15 protein-coding genes are annotated in these 19,030 nt (G+C 70.7%); 6 read left to right on the top strand and 9 right to left on the bottom strand.

The features are described from left to right. Position 1 precedes the first annotated feature (1 nt). Both BJ964_RS10770 and pdhA read right to left on the bottom strand, forming a co-directional pair. Positions 2-979 carry an alpha-ketoacid dehydrogenase subunit beta gene (locus BJ964_RS10770; RefSeq protein ID WP_188120547.1) on the bottom strand — a complete coding sequence of 326 codons (978 nt, stop codon included), beginning with the start codon at positions 977-979 and terminating at the stop codon, positions 2-4. Beyond that, on the bottom strand, positions 979-2,118 hold the full coding sequence (pdhA, locus tag BJ964_RS10775) for a pyruvate dehydrogenase (acetyl-transferring) E1 component subunit alpha (RefSeq protein WP_188120548.1): 1,140 nt from the start codon (positions 2,116-2,118) through the stop codon (positions 979-981). The genes BJ964_RS10770 and pdhA overlap by 1 nt, the downstream gene beginning before the upstream one ends. A gap of 402 nt (positions 2,119-2,520) precedes the next feature. Between pdhA and BJ964_RS10780 the strand changes: the two genes are divergently transcribed. Further along, the gene (locus tag BJ964_RS10780) at positions 2,521-3,552 is read left to right on the top strand and encodes a hypothetical protein (protein WP_188120549.1); all 1,032 of its coding nucleotides are present in this window, start codon (positions 2,521-2,523) and stop codon (positions 3,550-3,552) included. A 13-nt stretch (positions 3,553-3,565) separates the two neighbouring features. Here BJ964_RS10780 and BJ964_RS10785 read toward each other — a convergent pair whose 3' ends face one another. From BJ964_RS10785 to BJ964_RS10795, 3 genes are read right to left on the bottom strand one after another with little or no spacing between them, the layout of a single operon-like run. Next, a complete protein-coding gene (locus BJ964_RS10785; RefSeq protein WP_188120550.1) occupies positions 3,566-4,768 on the bottom strand; it encodes a hypothetical protein in 1,203 nt (400 codons plus the stop codon). Between the two features lie 32 nt (positions 4,769-4,800). Then, positions 4,801-6,462 (bottom strand): GTPase, encoded by a 1,662-nt coding sequence (locus BJ964_RS10790; RefSeq protein WP_188120551.1) that lies wholly within the window; start codon positions 6,460-6,462, stop codon positions 4,801-4,803. Next, positions 6,459-8,321 carry an ABC transporter gene (locus BJ964_RS10795; RefSeq protein ID WP_407650800.1) on the bottom strand — a complete coding sequence of 621 codons (1,863 nt, stop codon included), beginning with the start codon at positions 8,319-8,321 and terminating at the stop codon, positions 6,459-6,461. The genes BJ964_RS10790 and BJ964_RS10795 overlap by 4 nt, the downstream gene beginning before the upstream one ends. Positions 8,322-8,521: 200 nt before the next feature. Here BJ964_RS10795 and dnaK point away from each other — a divergent pair, with 200 nt between their 5' ends. The 4 genes from dnaK to BJ964_RS10815 all read left to right on the top strand — a co-directional run bounded on the left by dnaK (position 8,522) and on the right by BJ964_RS10815 (position 12,710). Beyond that, positions 8,522-10,363, top strand: coding sequence for a molecular chaperone DnaK (gene dnaK, locus BJ964_RS10800; RefSeq protein WP_188120552.1), 1,842 nt, complete (start codon positions 8,522-8,524; stop codon positions 10,361-10,363). After that, positions 10,360-10,971 (top strand): nucleotide exchange factor GrpE, encoded by a 612-nt coding sequence (gene grpE / locus BJ964_RS10805; protein WP_188120553.1) that lies wholly within the window; start codon positions 10,360-10,362, stop codon positions 10,969-10,971. Before dnaK ends, grpE begins: the two co-directional genes overlap by 4 nt. Positions 10,972-11,044: 73 nt before the next feature. Next, complete coding sequence (dnaJ, locus tag BJ964_RS10810) at positions 11,045-12,229, top strand: molecular chaperone DnaJ (protein WP_188120554.1); 1,185 nt, start codon at positions 11,045-11,047, stop codon at positions 12,227-12,229. Between the two features lie 37 nt (positions 12,230-12,266). Then, the gene (locus tag BJ964_RS10815) at positions 12,267-12,710 is read left to right on the top strand and encodes a heat shock protein transcriptional repressor HspR (RefSeq protein WP_188120555.1); all 444 of its coding nucleotides are present in this window, start codon (positions 12,267-12,269) and stop codon (positions 12,708-12,710) included. Positions 12,711-12,774: 64 nt separating this feature from the next. Here the strand turns inward: BJ964_RS10815 and BJ964_RS10820 are convergent, their stop codons facing one another. The 4 genes from BJ964_RS10820 to BJ964_RS10835 all read right to left on the bottom strand — a co-directional run bounded on the left by BJ964_RS10820 (position 12,775) and on the right by BJ964_RS10835 (position 16,355). After that, positions 12,775-13,221, bottom strand: coding sequence for a hypothetical protein (locus tag BJ964_RS10820; protein WP_183225756.1), 447 nt, complete (start codon positions 13,219-13,221; stop codon positions 12,775-12,777). A 184-nt stretch (positions 13,222-13,405) separates the two neighbouring features. After that, positions 13,406-14,557: a cation:proton antiporter gene (locus BJ964_RS10825; protein WP_223150102.1), complete on the bottom strand. Its 1,152-nt coding sequence runs from the start codon at positions 14,555-14,557 to the stop codon at positions 13,406-13,408. A gap of 66 nt (positions 14,558-14,623) precedes the next feature. After that, positions 14,624-15,121, bottom strand: a complete 498-nt coding sequence (locus tag BJ964_RS10830; protein ID WP_188120557.1) for a cation:proton antiporter regulatory subunit — start codon at positions 15,119-15,121, stop codon at positions 14,624-14,626. Positions 15,122-15,131: 10 nt separating this feature from the next. Continuing rightward, positions 15,132-16,355, bottom strand: coding sequence for a sugar efflux transporter (locus tag BJ964_RS10835; RefSeq protein ID WP_229807117.1), 1,224 nt, complete (start codon positions 16,353-16,355; stop codon positions 15,132-15,134). A gap of 81 nt (positions 16,356-16,436) precedes the next feature. Here BJ964_RS10835 and clpB point away from each other — a divergent pair, with 81 nt between their 5' ends. After that, a complete protein-coding gene (gene clpB / locus BJ964_RS10840) occupies positions 16,437-19,025 on the top strand; it encodes an ATP-dependent chaperone ClpB (RefSeq protein ID WP_188120558.1) in 2,589 nt (862 codons plus the stop codon). Positions 19,026-19,030 lie beyond the last annotated feature (5 nt).

Raw genomic sequence — 19,030 nt, forward strand, 5'->3', positions numbered from 1 at the left:
GTCACCAGCCGAAGGAACGGTCGACGGCGTCCAGCACCCGGTCCAGGTCGGGGAGGTACTCCTCCTCGATGCGGGCCGCCGGGTACGGAATGTCGTAACCGGTCACCCGCAGCACCGGTGCCTCCAGTGAGTAGAAGCACTCCTCGGTGATCCGGGCCGCGATCTCGGCGCCGAGACCCGCGTTGCCGGGCGCCTCGTGGACGACGATCGCCCGGCCGGTCCGCCGGACCGACTCGAAGATCACCGGGTAGTCGATGGGGGAGAGCGAGCGCAGGTCGATGACCTCCAGTTCCCGTCCGTCCTCGGCGGCGGCCGTGGCGGCGTCGAGCGCCACCCGGACCATCGGCCCGTACGCGAGCACCGTCGCGTCCGTACCGGGCCGGGCCACCCGCGCCGAGTGCAGCGGGAACGCCCCGCTCAGCGGCGCGTCGAGGTCGACCTCACCCTTCTCCCAGTACCGCCGCTTCGGCTCGAAGAAGATCACCGGGTCGTCCGAGGCGATCGCCTGCTGGATCATCGTGTACGCGTCCGCCGGGTTGGCGCAGGTCACCACCTTGAGGCCGGGGGTGTGCGCGAAGTACGCCTCGGGCGACTCGGAGTGGTGCTCGACCGCGCCGATGCCACCGCCGAACGGGATCCGGATGACGAGCGGTAGCCGCACCTTGCCCTTGGAGCGGTAGTGCATCTTCGCCACCTGGGCGACGATCTGGTTGTACGCCGGGAACACGAACCCGTCGAACTGGATCTCGCAGACCGGCCGGTAGCCGCGGATGGCCAGGCCGACCGCGGTCCCGATGATGCCGGCCTCGGCCAGCGGGGTGTCGATGACCCGGTCCTCGCCGAAGTCCTTCTGGAGGGCGTCGGTGATCCGGAAGACGCCGCCGAGCTTGCCGACGTCCTCGCCCATGATGACGACCTTGGGGTCGTCCTCGAGCGCGCGGCGGAGTCCGTGGTTGAGCGCTTTACCCAGGGTGATCATCAGTGCGCGCTCCCCTCGAACGAGGCCTGGTACTCGGCGAAGGCGGTTCGTTGGGCGTCGATCTCCGGCGAGCCGTTCGGGTAGACGTTGTCGAAGAGGGTCACGGGTTGTGGATCAGGCATCTCCAGCACCCGTTCCCGTAGATCGAGGGCCTGCCGGTTGGCTTCTGCGTCGACCTCGGCGAAGAAGTCCTTCTTGGCGATCTTCTGCTTCGACAGGAAGGCCTTGAGCCGGCTGATCGGGTCCTTCGCCTTCCAGGCCTCGACCTCGCTGCCGTTCCGGTAGCGGGTCGGGTCGTCGGAGCTGGTGTGCGCCCCCATCCGGTACGTGTACGCCTCGATCAGCGTCGGGCCCTGGCCGTTGCGCGCGTTGTCCAGCGCGGCCCGGGTCACCGCGTAGGTGGCGAGCACGTCGTTGCCGTCCACCCGGATGCCGGGGAAGCCGTAGCCGCCGGCCCGCTGGTACAGCGGGACCCGGGTCTGGCGCTCCAGGGGCTCGGAGATCGCGTACTGGTTGTTCTGGCAGAAGAAGACGATCGGCGCGTTGAAGACGCCGGACCACACGAACGACTCGTTGACCTCGCCCTGGCTGGTCGCGCCGTCGCCGAAGTAGGCGATCACCGCTTCGCCGTCGGCCGAACCGGTCTTGCCGTCCATGGTGACGCCCATGGCGTAGCCGGTCGCGTGCAGCGTCTGCGAGCCGATCACGATCGTGTAGGTGTTGAACTTGAACTCGTTCGGATCCCAACCGCCCTGGTCCACGCCCCGGAACAGGCCGAACGGCATGATCGGGTCGATGCCGCGGCAGTAGAGGACACCGTGCTCGCGGTAGGTGGGGAAGGCCATGTCCTGGGGGCGCAGCGCCCGCCCGGAGCCGACCTGTGCCGCCTCCTGCCCGAGCAGACTGGCCCAGATGCCCAGCTCACCCTGCCGCTGCAGGGCGACCGCCTCGCTGTCGAGACGCCGGACCGTAACCAGGTCCCGGTAGAGACCGCGGTACTCCTCGTCGGTGAAGTCGACGGAGTACGTCGTGCCGTCAGCCGTGGTGACGGTGTCGACGCGCTCCCCGTCGGGGGTCAGCAGTTGGACGAAGCCGCCGGCCGGAATGTCGCTGCCGGCCACGCTCTCGCCTTTCGCCATCCGTGTCTCCTGTTTCCTCAACTAAGCCCGCGGCGGGTGTCTCCCGGCCACGCGGCTGACCACTGGGGGCCGCGCCTGGCCCGGGTGGGGCTGGCGCGCGGCAATCTCCGGCAGGTCGCCGGGACGGCACGCTGTAACCCCGCTTGGTCGGCGGAAGGCGACAGCGGCGATGCCGTCGCCCCCATCCTGACAGAGAGAGTGAGCCGCATTACAGGCTGCGTAGATCACGAAAAGAGATCCTGTCGACGAATCGTCAACAGTATTTGCCATATTAAGTACCTTTTGTACCCTCACTTTGGTACGAATGGCCCTACTACGCCGCAGCGGAATTCGCCGACCGTCGTTCATCCCCAGTGACCGGAACTGATCCGAGTCGATCTTTTCTTCTGGGGGGATCCTCGCGTGCCACGCCTGCCCGATGACGACGGCTACGAGCCGCCACTCAAGGTGCTGCGCAAGCGCCTCAACGGGGTGTACCGCGAAGATCTCGGCTTCTCCGGCCCGACCCGGCGCTACCTGCTGATGGTCGCGCTCCTGGTCGGGCTGGCCTCGCTGCCGACCCTCGCCGTCCTCACGGCCGGCCGCAGCGAGATCACCGGCACGAATCGGCCCGGCGCGATGGACGTGCCCTTCCTGCCGCCTCCGGCGAGCGGTCCGGTGCGGCCCTTCCCGCCACCCTCGGTCGAGGCTCCGATCAAACCCCAAACCGATCAGGGGTACGGCCAGAGCACCCGCCCCGGGAAATCCGGCACACCGTCCCGCCCGGCCGCGTCCCGTCACCCGTCCTCGCCCTCGTCGCCGGCCTCCCCGAACGCGGCCCGGGTGTTCCCGCCGTCCGCACCCCGGGCCGGTGCCGTGCCGTCGCGGGTGGCGGTCCCGGCCCGACCGGCCCGGCCGAAGCGGGTCCAACCTCGGCGGATGGCCCGTTCCGCGCCCGGCGGTATCCCCACCGTTCCGGAACTGCCGGCTGTTCCAGCAGAGGACGAAGTCCCGAAGTCGTCCCGCCCGTCCCTTTTCCCGTTCGTTCCCGGCCGGGCCACACCAAGCCCACGCGCCGCGCCCGACGAACCCGACCGGGGTTCCTCGGACCACGACGAACCGCCCTGCCCCGACCACGGGTCCTTCACCGTCCATGACAGCCGGTCGCCGGACCGGCCCCGACACCGTCGGAGGTCAGCGATGACCGATCACAACCACAACATCCGCTCGTCCCGGATCCTCGAACAGAGCTACTCGGGCGGGAACTCCAGTGCGGTCCGCCGCCGGCTCAACGACTCCAACTCCGAGGAGAACCGCCTCGCCAACCGTCCTTATCGGGGGCAGCACCGGGCCGAGCACACCAATTACCCGGAGGAGCGCCGGAGCGACCGCAGCTCCCGCGTCGGCCGCCACCACGCCGAGCGGGCCCCCGACCACTACAAGAACCGCCGCTGACCGCACTCCAGGGTCAGTCGTCGCGGTTGGCTTCCAGCCAGGCGTCTATGGCGGCGGTGTCGTTCGGGTCCACGCCCTCGGCGATGAGCTGGGCCACCGCCGCCGTGGCCGGGCTGCGTCGTTCGCCCGTCGTGTAGAGGCGGGCGAACTCCGGGATCAGCTCCTCCAGCGCCGCCTCCGCCTGCTCGGCGGCGGCCGTCGGCAGCCCCCGGCGGCGCATCGAGAACGCCGACCAGGCCCGGACCACCCGGGGCAGCATGGCCGCGTCGTCCAGGTCCAGCACGGCCCGCCGGTGCACCCAGTCGAGCAGGAACAGCCCGGCCACGGCCGGGCTCCAGCGCAGCGGGTCGGCGCCGGGCAGGGTGGCGCCGTGGTCCAGCAGGAGGCTGAGACAGAACTCCAGCGACGCGCTCTCCGGTGTCGCGGCCGGCCCGGTGGGCAGGTCGAACCGGACCGCCTCCGGAGAGGTCAGGAAGTCCCGGATCAGGCCGGTGTCGTCCGGCCCGGACGGCTCACTGAGCGGCGGCGTGGTCACCGCCGGCAGCAGGGCGAGCCGGGCCCCGGCCAGCGTGCGGTCGGTGGCGAGCGACCCGTCCGATGGCAGCTCGCCCAGGCCGTCGGTGACCTCCAGGTGCCGGCTCACCTCGTCGCGCAGCCGGCCCGGGTCCTCGCTGCGGAACCAGGTCAGCTCGTCGGCCGCGCAGATCTGCCGCACCTGGTCGAGCAGCGTCTCCGCCGAGGTGGCCACGAAGACGTCCTTGGTGATGCCGATGTTGTGGTCGACGAGGGCCACCACGGCGTGCTCGGGCCCACCGGCGACGGCGTCCTCGTACGCGAAGGTGACCAGGTAGGACGTCTGGTCCCCGTACACGTCGCCATAGGCCCAGCAGCCGGTGGCCCGGACCTGGCCGAGCTGGCCGGCCCACGACGGTGATCGCCGGTCGTGGCCGACCCGCCCGGCGCCGTCGGCCTCGGGGACGAGGGTGGCGAAGACGTCGCGAATGGTCACCGCGGCGGGAGTGCCGGAATGGACCGTGGCGGTCAGGAACCGGCCCACGAAGTCGCGCACGGCCTCGGCGCGATCCTCCGCGGCCATCGCGTAGACACTGCCGAGCAGCGCGGCGCCGAGCATCTCGGCATCGAGCGCGCAGCCCAGTTTTGTGACATCGCGGGCCGCGTGCAACACGGCGTCGTACGCGGTCCGGGGTGCGGGCATGCCGCGAGCCTACGCCCGCGCCCCGGCCCGAACTACTCCGCGCGCACGACTCCGAGCGCTTCCCTCGCCTGGGCGTACGCGTTCAGCACCTCGCGGACCGGCGCCACCACGTACCCCCGGCCGATGTCGGTCACCGCGGCCCGCAGCCGCCGCTCGGCCCGGCGCCGCGCCCGGCGTGCGCCGGCTTCGATGACGGGACGCAGCAGCAGCCACAGCAGCAGGCCGCCGAGGATCCCGCCGAGCAGCAGCAGGGTGGGCAGCGGAACCACGCCGACCTCGGGATTGTCGAACTCCGGCAGCCCGAGGGCGGTCAGGATGTAGCCGAGGACGAGCCAGCCGAGCCCGGCGGTCGCGGTGGCCAGCAGCACCCACTGGAGGATCCCGACGGCCCGCCACCAGACCGGTGACCGTTCCATACCGAGGTCGGTCTGCGCGACGGCCCGGTCCAGCGCGTCCGGCAGGTCCGCCGCCCGGGAGCGGGCCGCGGTGTTTAGTGCGGGCGCCCACACCTCGGGCAGCGGTGCGGCGGCCCGGGCCGCGACGGCCCGGACCGAGAGGCCGACCGCCGACCTCTGCGCGGCATCGGCCTCCGGCACCGAGGTACGCGGAACGACATCCGTGGACACCGCATCGGTCTTGACCGGCTCCAGGTGCAGCCGGCGCAGCGGGTCGGGCCGTAGCCGGCGCAGCCCCCGGACCAGCGGCCAGCCGGTCGCCACCGCGGCCCGGTGCCGGTAGGCGCCCGCGGTCGCGTCAGCCACCCCCGGCACTCCGGCCGACTCGGCCAGCGAGTCGCACAGCTGCCGGACGGTCGCCCGGTCCACCTCGTCCTCGGCGGCCGGCGGCCCGATCATGGCGCCCAGCTCCCCGGCGACCGCGTCCAGGTCGGCGTCCAGCCGGCGCAGCGCGGCCTGCCGGTTGGCCACCGTGCTCTCCAGCGCGGACCGCAACTCCCGGAGCATCCCGGGTTGCTTGGCCGAGGAGGCGATCACCGGAGTGCCGGTGAGCCCGTCCTCCTCGAGGAGCCGGGTCAGGTCGCCGAGCACCACCTCGGTGTCGCCGGGGCTGAGCCGGTCGGCCTGGTTGAGCACCACGATGGTGACGCCGGAGTGCGCGCTGAACTGGGAGAGGTACGCCCGGTGCAGGACCCGGTCGCCGTACTTCTGCGGGTCGACCACCCAGACGATCTGGTCGACCAGGCCGAGCAGGCGGTCCACCTCCAGCTGGTGGCTGCGCTCGACCGAGTCGAAGTCGGGCAGGTCGAGCAGGACCAGCCCGTGCAGCGCCGCCTCGTCGTCGCCGTCCAGCGCGCTCTCCCGGACGAACCGCTGCCGGGGCAGCACGCCGACCCAGTCGAGCAGACGGTTCGCCGCCTCCAGCGGCCCCCACACGCAGGCGTGCGCCGTGCCGGTGGTCGGCCGCCGCACCCCCACCTGGGAGAGCTTGAACCGGGCCAGCGCGTTGAACAGGCTCGACTTGCCGCTGCCGGTGCTGCCGGCGAGCGCCACCACGGTGTGGTCGAGCGAGAGCGAGAGCCGGTTGCCGGCCCGTTCCACCAGCGTGTGTGCGGTGACCAGGTCGCTGTCCGGAAGGTACGGGTCGGCCACCCGCAGGAACCGGGACAGCGCCTCCAGCCGGCGGGCCAGCTCGTCGCCGTCGACCCGCTTGTCGGGCACCCTCTGTGTCACGTTCATGACCCGGACCCGGTCAACGCTAGTTCCTTCCTGGCTTTCTCCACCTCGACGGCGATCTGGCGCAGCAGGGCGCCGTTCGACGTCTCGTGGCGTGCCGCCGCGGTTCGCTCGCCGAACCGGGCGGCCTCGCCGGCGAGCAGCTCCTCGAACCGGGTCATCAATTCGGTACGGGCGCGTGCCGCCAGCGTACGGATGGCCTGGTCGCCGAAGATCGCTTCGAGCACCTTCTGCCCGGCGACCGCGCTGCCGGCGCCGGCAGCCACCTCCAGCCCGGTCGGGATGAGGGCGGTCGACGTGAACACCGCGATCATGACAGCCAGCCCGGCGCCGTTCACCGCGTACGCCGCGCCGCGGGCCACCGCCCGCTTGTTCGACGCCTCCCGGCGGACCAGATCGAGGACCCACTGCTGCCAGTCCCGGATCATGCGGTCGGCGCGCAGCGGCAGGTCGTCCGAGGCTTTCTGCAGCTCGGGCGAGAGCAGGGCGGCGCCGGCCGGGTGCGCGTGCCAGGCGGCGTACGTCTGCTCGGCCGCGTCGGTGGCCACCCCGCGCAGCAGGGTCACCAGTTGGGACTCCATGGCCACCCGCAGGTTGCGCCCGGGTGCCGGCCGTCCGCTGAGGGCTGCGGCGACCCGGTCGCGCAGGTGCCCGACCCGTGACTCGAGGCTGCGCAGGAAGTCGCCGGTGCCGACGAACTCCTGCCAGCGGGCCAGCACCTCGCCACGGAGCATCCGGCCGTCGCGCAGCCCCTCCTCGGCGTTACGCAGTGCGTTGCGGTAGGCGGACTCCACCCGGTCGTCCAGCGCGTACGACGCCCGGGCCTGGTCGTCGGCCGCCTCGCCGAGCCCGCCGAGTGCCGGGGCCAGGGCGCCGAGCGCGCCGTCGAGGGTCTGCCGGACCACCGTGCCCCGGGCGTTGGCGTCCCCCGCCAGCTGGGCGAACCACATCCGCATCGGGCCGATCGCCGAGTCCGGCAGCAGGCCGCGCTGGTCCAGCTCGATCTCCGGCAGCACGAACAACGGCGCGGAGCCCAGGTCGTTGGCGGTGAGCATCTCCCCCAGGTGGGCGGCGATCTCGGCGGCCGCGCCGACCGGCACCCGGTCCAGGACCATGGCGATCACCGTGCCGCGGAGCCGGGCGGTGGTGAGCAGCTCCCACGGGACGGCGTCGGCGTACCGGGCCGCGGTGGTGACGAAGAGCCACAGGTCCGCGGCGGCCAGCAGTTGAGCGGCGAGGTGGCGGTTTTGGTCGACCACCGAGTCGACGTCCGGCGCGTCGAGCAGGGCCAGGCCGGGCCCGATCGCCGGGGTGGCCACCACCTGCAAAGCGTCGGATGCCGTGCTCGACTCGCCGGTACGTGTCAGGCCGGGCAGCAGCCCACCACGGCCGAACCAGTTCACATCGTCCGGATGGCACACCAGAACCGGTGAGCGGGTGGTCGGCCGCAGCACCCCGGCCGTGCTCACGGGCGCCTGGACCAGGCTGTTCACCAGGGTCGACTTGCCCGCCCCGGTGGAGCCGCCGACGACCACCAGCAGGGGCGCGTCGAGCCGGGCCAGCCGGGGCAACAGGTAGTCGTCGAGCTGGGCGATCAGGGCCGAGCCGACCCGCCGGGCCTCGTCCGCGGAGGGCAGCGCCAGGGGGTACGAGACCGAGCCGAGGGCTGCCCGCAATCGGGTGAGCGCGGTCGCGAGCCGTCCCACCGCGGGCGGCACGTTTTGCAGGTTCGGCTGCCGGACCTGGCCACCCCCCGTACGATCGAGTGGTTCTATGGCCGCTTTGACCTGCTGTTTCTCATTCGATGCGGCGGGGACGGCGGAAAGGGCCGACGGACCGACCGCGTCTCCGTGCGTCGTCACGCGTAAAGCGTGCACGATCTATGCATCCAGGACAACGGGTCCCGGTATGCCGTGACCTGACAGGTATGTCGCACGCGTTGACTTGCGCCCCTCGGACTCAACTTCGATTTGACGGCGTGCAGACCCGTGGCATCATTGAGTCGATTCCACTCAACCCTGTCGGTAGCTAGACCCTGTCGGGTAGCAAAGCGAGGAACACCATGGCACGTGCGGTCGGCATCGACCTCGGCACCACGAACTCCTGCGTCAGCGTTCTGGAAGGAGGCGAGCCCACCGTCATCGCCAACGCGGAGGGCTCCCGGACGACTCCGTCGATCGTCGCCTTCGCCCGCAACGGCGAGGTGCTCGTCGGCGAGGTCGCCAAGCGTCAGGCGGTGACGAACCCCGACCGGACGATCCGCTCGGTCAAGCGGGAGATCGGCACGAACTGGTCGATCGACATCGACGGCAAGCAGTACACCCCGCAGGAGATCTCGGCGCGTGTGCTAATGAAGCTCAAGCGGGACGCCGAGGCCTACCTCGGTGAGACCATCACCGACGCGGTCATCACCGTTCCGGCGTATTTCAACGACGCCCAGCGCCAGGCCACCAAGGAGGCCGGCGAGATCGCGGGGCTCAACGTCCTGCGGATCGTCAACGAGCCCACCGCCGCCGCTCTGGCGTACGGGCTGGACAAGGGCTCCAAGGAGCAGACCGTCCTGGTCTTCGACCTCGGCGGCGGCACCTTCGACGTCTCGCTGCTCGAGCTCGGCGACGGCGTCATCGAGGTGAAGTCCACCTCCGGTGACAACCACCTGGGTGGCGACGACTGGGACCAGCGGGTCATCGACCACCTGGTCAAGACCTTCCGCGGCGAGCACGGCATCGACCTCTCCCAGGACAAGATGGCTCTGCAGCGTCTGCGTGAGGCGGCCGAGAAGGCGAAGATCGAGCTGTCCGCCGCCAGCACCACCAGTATCAACCTGCCCTACATCACCGCGGGGGCGAACGGCCCGCTGCACCTGGACACGTCGCTGAGCCGCGCCGAGTTCCAGCGGATGACGCAGGACCTGCTGGACCGCTGCAAGGGCCCGTTCGAGGCGGCCATCAAGGACGCCGATGTCAAGCTCTCCGACATCGACCACGTCATCCTGGTCGGCGGCTCGACGCGTATGCCGGCGGTCACCGAGCTGGTGCAGAGCCTGATCGGCCGCGAGCCGAACAAGGGCGTCAACCCGGACGAGGTCGTCGCCGTCGGCGCCGCGCTCCAGGCCGGTGTGCTCAAGGGTGAGGTCAAGGACGTCCTGCTCCTCGACGTGACCCCGCTGTCCCTCGGCATCGAGACCAAGGGCGGCATCATGCACAAGCTGGTGGAGCGCAACACCACCATCCCGGCGCACCGCTCCGAGGTCTACACCACGGCCGACGACAACCAGCCCTCCGTGCTGATCCAGGTCTACCAGGGTGAGCGCGAGATGGCGTCGAACAACAAGAAGCTCGGCACCTTCGAGCTGAGCGGCATCGCCCCGGCCCCGCGCGGCGTCCCGCAGATCGAGGTCTCCTTCGACATCGACGCGAACGGCATCGTGCACGTGTCCGCCAAGGACCTGGGCACGGGCAAGGAGCAGAAGATGACGATCACCGGCGGCTCCGCGCTGCCGAAGGAAGACATCGAGCGCATGATGCGCGACGCCCAGGACCACGCGGACGACGACAAGAAGCGCCGCGAGGACGCCGAGGCCCGCAACCTGGCCGAGCAGCTCCAGTGGCAGACCGAGAAGTTCCTGGCGGAGAGCGGCGACAAGCTCCCCGAGGAGAGCAAGAGCAAGATCAACGAGGCGCTCGGCGAGCTGCGTGGCGCGCTCGGCGGCACCGACATCGAGAAGATCAAGTCGGCCCACGAGCGGCTGTCCCAGGTCTCCCAGGAGGCCGGTTCGCTGCTCTACTCGCAGGGTGAGGCCCCGCAGGCCGCCGCGGGCGGTGCGCCGGGTGGCGCGACCGGCCCGGCCGCCGGTGGCGACGACGTGGTCGACGCCGAGATCGTGGAGGACGACAAGAAGTGACTGCCAGGGACGACGAGAACGACGGTCCGGCGGCCGAGCGGGAAGTCATCCAGGGCGAGATCGAGGAGACGGCCGAGGAGACTCCCGCCGAGGAGCCGGTGCAGAAGCCGGTCGGCGCGCACCGCGCCCCCGAGGAGGAGCCGGCCCCGGCGGCCGACATCAAGCCCGGTCTCGGTGCCGAACTGGAGGCGCTGCGGGGCGAGCTCGACGAGCGGACCCACGACCTCCAGCGGGTGACGGCCGAGTACGCCAACTACCGCAAGCGGGTCGACCGTGACCGCGGCGCGGCCGCCGAGCAGACCACCGGCAAGGTCCTCACCGACCTGCTCCCGGTGCTGGACGACATCGACCGGGCCCGCGAGCACGGCGACCTGGTCGGTCCGTTCGCCTCGGTGGCCGAGCAGCTCACCGCGGTGACCGGCAAGCTGGGCCTGGTGGCCTTCGGGGAGAAGGGCGACCCCTTCGACCCGAACCGCCACGAGGCGGTCGCGCACCAGACGTCCGCGGACGTCTCCGAGCCGACCTGCGTCGAGGTGATGCGTCGTGGCTACTCGCTGGGCGAGCGTCTGCTCCGCCCCGCGATGGTCGCGGTCGCCGACCCGGAGTGAGAATCGACGATCATGTCCCGTCCGCCGGTGCGCCGGCGGGCGGGACGTCGCCAACTCGAGGAGGTGGATTGACATGAGCTCGAAGGACTGGCTCGAGAAGGACTTCTACGCCGTGCTCGGTGTGAACAGGTCCGCCTCCCCGGACGAGATCAAGAAGGCGTACCGGAAGCTCGCTCGCGATCTGCACCCCGACCGGAACCCCGGCAACAAGGAGGCGGAGGAGAAGTTCAAGGCCGCTTCCGAGGCGTACGACGTGCTCGCCGACGACAAGAAGCGCAAAGAGTACGACGAGATGCGCTCGCTGTTCGGCTCCGGCGCGTTCCGGCGCGGGGCACGGGGCGGTGGCACGCAGTTCGATCCGTCCGACCTGTTCGGCGGCTTCTCCGGTGGCACCGCTCCGGGCGCCGACCGCCGGTTCGGTGGCTCCGGCTTCTCCGACATCTTCAGCTCGATCTTCTCCGGCGGCCAGCCTCCCGGCTCGACCGGGCGACGAGGGCCCCAGCGCGGGCGGGATGTCGAGACCGAGGTCACGCTGGACTTCGTGCAGGCGGTTCGCGGCACCACGCTGCCACTGACACTGCGTACCCCCGGCGCCTGCGACACCTGCCGGGGCAACGGCGCGAAACCGGGGACCACCCCGCGCGCCTGTCCGAAGTGTCACGGCACCGGCCTGATCTCCAGCAACCAGGGCTCGTTCAGCTTCTCCGAACCGTGCCGTGACTGTCAGGGCTCGGGCAGCATCGTGGACGAGAAGTGCCCGGAGTGCCGGGGCACCGGCGGGGTCACCAAGACCCGCTCGATCAACGTCCGGTTCCCGGCGGGCGTCGCCGACGGCCAGCGGATCCGGCTCAGCGGCCGGGGCGAGCCGGGCGACCGGGGAGGTTCGGCCGGCGACCTGTACGTGCAGGTCAAGGTCCGGCCCGACGACCTGTTCGGGCGCAGCGGCGACGACCTGACGCTGACCGTGCCGATCACGATCGTCGAGGCCGTGCTGGGCACCGACCTGAAGGTGCCGACGCTGGACGGCCTGGTCACGTTGCGCGTGCCCCCGGGCACACCGAGCGGCCGCAAGCTGCGGGCCCGGGGCAAGGGCGTGGCCCGCAAGGAGGGCCAGGCCGGCGATCTGATCGTCACCGTCGACGTGCAGATCCCGGAGACCGTCACCGGTGAGGCCCGGGACGCGCTGGAGAAGTTCGGAAAGCTCACCCCACCGCCGGGGCGGGAGCGGCTCGAAGCCCGCCTGCGCCGGGCCGACTAGACCGCGTCTGAAGGAAACCCCGTCTCGGGAGGTGTAAATGTACGAAGAGATCGACATCTCGATAGAACAGGCCTCCGACGCGAAGGTTTTGATCATCTCGGTGGCCGCACGGCTCGCCGGGATGCACCCACAGACCCTCCGGCAGTACGACCGGCTCGGCCTGGTTCAGCCCGGCCGGGCCGGCGGTGGTGGTCGGCGGTACAGCGAACGCGACGTCGCACTACTGCGTGAGGTGCAGAGACTCAGCCAGGAGGACGGCGTCAACCTGGCCGGCGTCAAGCGCATCATCGGCCTGGAGCATCTGGTCGGCGACCTCCAGCACCGGGTGGCCGAGCTCGAGCAGCAGCTGGAGGCGGCGTACGCCCGGATCGCTCAGATTGAGGCGATGAGCAGCCCGTACTCGGGCCGCGATCTGGTGCGCCAGGAGACCCACTCGACAGCCCTGGTGGTGTGGCGCCCGCGCCGTTCCTCTGACAAATGACAGCGGCGGCCCGGATCCGGGCCGCCGCTACAGCATGTAGTTACCGCGTTGCTACTAAACGTAGTCAGCGGCGATTGAACAGGCCCAGTCGGCGCGGGTAGCGCACCAGGCCGCCTTCCATCCAGTCGTGGTGGTCGAAGAGCTCCGGCCGGGTCATCAGAACCCGGCAGTTGTGCGCCCAGATCTGCATCGGCTCGTCGCCGACCTCTTCCGCGCGCTCGATGAACTTCTTGAGCCGGCGCTTCCGCTGCCCGCTCGCGTTCTGCCGCGCACCGTCCGCGGCGTAGATGTACATGCAATGCTGCGCGAACCGCCGGGCCGGGCACTGCCGGTCCATGGCGAGCTCGAACAGCGTAGGGCCGAGCACGTCGCCGGAGATCAGGAGATCCCAGTCCTTCGGCATGCTGCTCAGCGGGACCGACTCAGGGTTGTATGCCCAGGTCTGCAGCTCGTCGGGTCGGGGGTCGACCGGATTGCCGAAACCGAGGAATGTAGCTTCACGCACGCTCACGCCGCCGCCTCACTCAACCGTTCGCAACGCGGTCGGCATTACTCGCCGACCATAGTGGCGAACGTCCCAATACTCAGAGTCGTCGCCGCGCAACGTTAGCGTGTGGAGTCCCCTTAGGGAAGTGTCAAGGGCTCACATTCAGATACTGGACAGTAACTTTGGGCTTTTTCCATGGAGATGCAGGTCACTCCGGGGATGGCAGCGGTTTCTGAACGGCCCGCTGAGCCGCCATCCGCTTGCGCACCCACTCCTTGAACCAGCCGTAATCGGACAGACGTGCCAACAACGGCCCGGTAACCACCGTGATCAGTACATAAGCCGTGGCGAGTGGTGCGAGCCGGGCATCGACGCCGTACGCGACCGCGAGGCCGGCGATCACCACCGAGAACTCACCACGGGGCATCAGCGCCAGCCCGGCCCGGATCCGGCCCGGCAGCGCGATGCCCACCCGGCCGGCCGCCAGATATCCGGTCAGCACCTTGGTCAGCATCGTCAGCACGGCCAGCCCGAGCGCCGGAAGCAGCACCGGTGGCATGTCGGCCGGGTCCGTGGAGAGTCCGAAGAAGACGAAGAACACCGCGGCGAACAGGTCGCGCAGCGGGGACAGGATCTGGGTGGCGTGGTGCGCCACCGGCCCGGAGATGGCGATGCCGACCAGGAACGCGCCGACCGCCTCGGAGACCTTCAGCTCGCCGGCCACCCCGGCGATGAAGAGCGTCAGACCGAGGACGCTGAGCAGCAGGGCCTCCGGATCCTTCACCGATATGAACCGGCTGATCTCACCGCCGTACCGAATCGCCACGACCAGGACGGCGACCACCGTGACCACCGCGACCCCGAGCGTGCTCAGGCCGTTGGCCAGGCTCAGGCCGGCCAGCACGGCGGTCACCACCGGCAGGTAGAAGGCCATCGCCAGGTCCTCGATGACCAGCACCGACAGGATCGTCGGGGTCTCCCGGTTACCGACCCGGCCGAGATCGCTCAGCACCTTCGCGATCACGCCGGACGAGGACACCCAGGTGATGCCGGCCAGCACCAGCGCCGCCTCCCAGCCCCAGCCGAGCAGCAGTGCGAACGCCGCTCCGGGCAGGGCGTTCAGCAGCATGTCGATGAGACCGGCCGGCGCCGCCGTCCGCAGGTTGCCCACCAGCTCGTCGGCCGAGTACTCCAGACCGAGCATGACCAGGAGCAGGATCACGCCGATCTGGGCGCCGACCGCGATGAACTCCTCGCTCGCCGAGAGCGGGATCAGCCCGCCCTGACCGAACGCCACACCGGCCAGCAGATAGAGCGGAATCGGGGACATGCCGACCCGGCGGCCCAGCCGGCCGAGCATGCCGAGGCCGAACAGGAGCGCGCCGATCTCGATGAGCAGGATCGTCGTGTGGTGCTGCACTGTCGGTCAGCCGCCGTCGTCGCCGGCCAGGATGGCGGTGACGCCGTCCAGGCCGTGCCGTGTCCCGACCGCGACCACCATGTCGTTCGCCTCGAACCGGAACGACGGGCCGGGCGAGGCGATCACCTCGCGATCGCGCAGCACGGCCACTATCGAAGCGCTGGTCCGGCTACGGGCGCGGGTGTCGCCCAGTTTCCGCCCGACGAACGGGGAGCCGGCCGGCAGCGCGATCTGCTCGGTGAGCAGGCCGGCCGCCTGCTGTCGCAGGCCGGCCAGCTGGCCCAGCATCAGCGAGGCGCCGAGCACGTCGGCGAGGGCTTCGGCCTCGTCGTCGGTGAGAGGTATCGACGCCAGGCTGGAGTCGGGGTCGTCCACGTCGTACAGCACCAGGTCGCGGCGGCCGTTGCGGTGGGAGACCACCCCTACCGTCCGGCCCGACGAGGTGATCAGGTCATGGCGGACGCCGATTCCCGGCAGCGGAGTCTGTTCCACCCGTACGCGCACGATCTCTACGTTAGCCCTCAGCCGGGTGTGCCGCGTCGGTGACCGGACGAACCGACGGCTCCGTCGTCCTTCGGTGCGACCGGGCCAGGAACAGCAGGACGAGGCCGATCGCACTGAGCGCCAGGTTGATCCCGAAGGCCAGGCGGAAACCGTACTGCTGGGACAGGCCGAAGAGCGGCGCCGCCAGGACCTGCCCGATCGGGAAGCTGTTGGTGAACAGTGTGGTGGCCCGTCCCGGCTGCTCCGGCATCAGATCCTGTACGTAGGTGATGCCGAGCCCGGACGTCGCGGCGATGAAGAGCGCGTTCGGGATCTGGGCCGCGACCAGCGTCCCGACCGACGACGAGGTGACCACGACGAGCTGGTACGCGACCGCGCACGCCGTCCCGCCGAGGATGATCCGGCGCAGCGGGACGCGGGTGGACAGGACCCCGAAGCCCAGCATGAGCGGGATCTCCAGGGCGGCGCACAGGCCGAAGAGCAGGCCGGCGTCGCGGACCGAGCCGTTCAGTTCGGTGCTCAGGAACAGCGGCATGACCTGACCGCCCAGCACCATGGTGGTCTGGAGCAGGGCGAAGCCGCACAGGATCGGCCACAGCACCCGGGGCGCGCGGGCGGGCGGCTCGGCCTTCCTCTCCCGCGGTGCGGACGGGGCCTCCACGCCGGGCAGGAAGCGGACCGCGATCAGGGCGGCGAGCAGATAGAGGAGGGCGGCCGCGCCGTAGACGTGGCGGAAGTCGCCGGTGTCGAGCAGCAGGGCGGCCATGGACGGGCCGCCCACCCAGGCGATCGAGAAGACGGTACGCAGTGTGCTGATCCCGAGGGCGGTCCGGCCCGGATCATCTCGTTGCAGCACTTGACGGGCGTACGCGAAGGATTGTGGATAGAGCGCCCCGGACGCGGCCGTGACCGTCGCGGTGACCGCGAGCAGAATCCAGTAGTCCCGGATGAAGGCGGTCAGCCCGCTGGCGGCGAAGCCGGCCAGCGCGGCCGCGATGAGCAGCGCGCGGCGGATCGGGAAGCGGTCCGAGGCGCGCCCGATGGCCGACGACACCGCCACCCCGGACAGCGAGGCGACGACCAGGAACGTGGCGGTCTGGACCGGTCCGGCGTGCACCTCGGTGCTGAGGAAGAGGCCGAGGAAGGGCCCGACCACCGCGGTGGCGATGCCCGAGGTCAGAAAGACCATGCCGAGAGGGAGGAGACGACGGGACAACCGGAAGGAAACCTTCACGTTACGCACGTTACGGCTCCTCGAACCGGCGCGCTAAAGTTGAGCGCGCTACGCTCAAGTTTGTCGGCTGCAGGGGAGCTCATGAACACCGAACGCTTGACCACGAAGAGTCGCGAAGTGATCACCTCCGCGGTCGCGGACGCCGGTCGCCGCGGGCACGCCACGGTCGAGCCCTGGCACATGTTGCAGGCGCTGCTCGACACCGGTGGCTCCACCGCCACCGCGCTGTTGCGGGCCGTCGGCGCCAACCCGGCCGACATCCGCCGGGCCGCGGTGCGGGTGATCGAGCAGCTGCCGTCCGCGCGCGGCGCGAGCACCGTCGAGCCCGGTCTGGCCCGGGAATTCGTCAACGCGATCGGCTCGGCCGAACTCATCGCCAAGCCCCTCGGCGATGAGTATGTGTCCACCGAGCACCTGCTGGCCGGCCTGGCCCGGGTCGGTGGCGCGGTGTCGCAGGTGCTCAAGGCGGCCGGCGCCACCGAGGAGGCGCTGGTCGCCGCGTTCCCGCAGGTGCGTGGCGGGGATCGGCGGGTCACCACGGCCGATCCGGAGCAGACCTACAAGTCCCTGGAGAAGTACAGCGTCGACCTCACCGCGCTGGCCCGGGAGGGAAAGATCGACCCGGTGATCGGCCGGGACGCCGAGATCCGCCGGGTCGTCCAGGTGCTGTCCCGCCGGACCAAGAACAATCCGGTGCTGATCGGCGAGCCGGGCGTCGGCAAGACCGCGATCGTCGAGGGCCTGGCCCAGCGCATCGTGGCCGGCGACGTCCCGGAGACGCTGCGCGACAAGAAGCTGGTCTCGCTCGACCTCGGCGCCATGGTCGCCGGCGCTCAGTACCGCGGCCAGTTCGAGGAGCGCCTGAAGAGCGTGCTCGAGGAGATCCGCAGCTCCAACGGGCAGGTCGTCACGTTCCTCGACGAGCTGCACACGGTCGTCGGCGCCGGTAAGGGCGAGGGCTCGATGGACGCCGGCAACATGCTCAAGCCGATGCTGGCCCGTGGTGAGCTGCGCATGGTCGGCGCCACCACGCTGGACGAGTACCGGGAACACATCGAGAAGGACCCGGCCCTGGAGCGCCGGTTCCAGCCGGTCGTCGTCGGTGAGCCCACCGTCGAGGACACCATCGGCATCCTGCGCGGTCTCAAGGGCCGTTACGAGGCGCACCACCGCGTGCAGATCACCGACGCCGCCCTGGTCGCGGCGGCCAGCCTCTCCGACCGCTACATCAGCGACCGGTTCCTGCCGGACAAGGCGATCGACCTGATCGACGAGGCCGCCTCCCGGTTGCGGATGGAGATCGACTCCCGTCCCGTCGAGCTGGACCAGCTCCAGCGTCAGGTCGACCGGATGCGGGTGGAGCGGCTCGCCCTGGAGAAGGAGACCGACCCGGCGTCGAGGGCCCGGTTGGAGCGCCTGATCGCCGACCTGGCCGACCGCGAGGAGGACCTGACCGCCCTCAACGCGCGGTGGGAGCGGGAGCGCGGCGGGCTGAACCGGGTGGGTGAGCTGAAGAAGCAGCTCGACGAGGCCCGGGCCGCGCAGGAGCGGGCCCAGCGCGACGGCGAGTTGCTCGCGGCGTCCCGGCTGCTCTACGAGGTGATCCCGGCTCTGGAGAAGGAGATCCAGGCGGCGGCCGACTCCGAGGAGGAGAGCCCCGAACCGCCGATGGTCAAGGACGAGGTCGGCGCCGACGACATCGCCGAGGTCGTCTCCTCGTGGACCGGCATCCCGGCCGGCCGGATGATGGAGGGCGAGACCGCCAAGCTGCTGCGCATGGAGGAGTCGCTCGCCGCCAAGGTGATCGGCCAGCGCGAGGCGATCGCGGCGGTGTCCGGTGCGGTGCGCCGGGCCCGGGCCGGGATCGCCGACCCGGACCGGCCGACCGGCAGCTTCCTCTTCCTCGGTCCCACCGGTGTCGGCAAGACCGAGCTGGTGAAGGCGCTGGCCGGGTTCCTCTTCGACGACGAGCGGGCCATGGTCCGCATCGACATGAGCGAGTACGGCGAGAAGCACTCGGTGGCCCGTCTGGTCGGCGCCCCGCCCGGCTACGTGGGCTATGAGGAGGGTGGCCAGCTCACCGAGGCGGTGCGGCGCCGGCCGTACAGCGTGGTCCTGCTGGACGAGGTGGAGAAGGCCCACCCCGACGTCTTCGACGTGCTGCTCCAGGTGCTCGACGACGGCCGGCTCACCGACGGCCAGGGACGTACGGTCGACTTCCGCAACGCCATCCTGGTGCTGACGTCGAACCTCGGCTCGGCGACCGCCGACTTCACGATGAGCGACGAGGAGCGCCACGACGAGGTGCTGGCCGCGGTCCGGGCGCACTTCAAGCCCGAGTTCCTGAACCGGCTGGACGACATCGTGGTCTTCCACGCCCTCACCAAGGACGACCTGACCGCGATCGTCGACATCCAGCTGGCCCGGCTGCGGGCCCGGCTGGCCGAGCGGCGCCTCGAGCTCGTGGTCGCCCCCGGCGCGGTGGACTGGCTGGGCGAGCATGGGTACGACCCGATCTACGGCGCCCGGCCGCTGCGCCGGCTGGTCCAGTCCTCGATCGGCGACCTGCTGGCCAAGGCGCTGCTGTCCGGCGGGATCCGGGACGGGGACACCGTGGTGGTCGAGCTGAGCGAGAGCAAGGACGGCCTGTCGGTCCGGCGCGGCCTCTGACGGTG

Origin of the sequence: Actinoplanes lobatus (assembly GCF_014205215.1) — a bacterium.
Taxonomy (GTDB): Bacteria; Actinomycetota; Actinomycetes; order Mycobacteriales; family Micromonosporaceae; genus Actinoplanes; species Actinoplanes lobatus.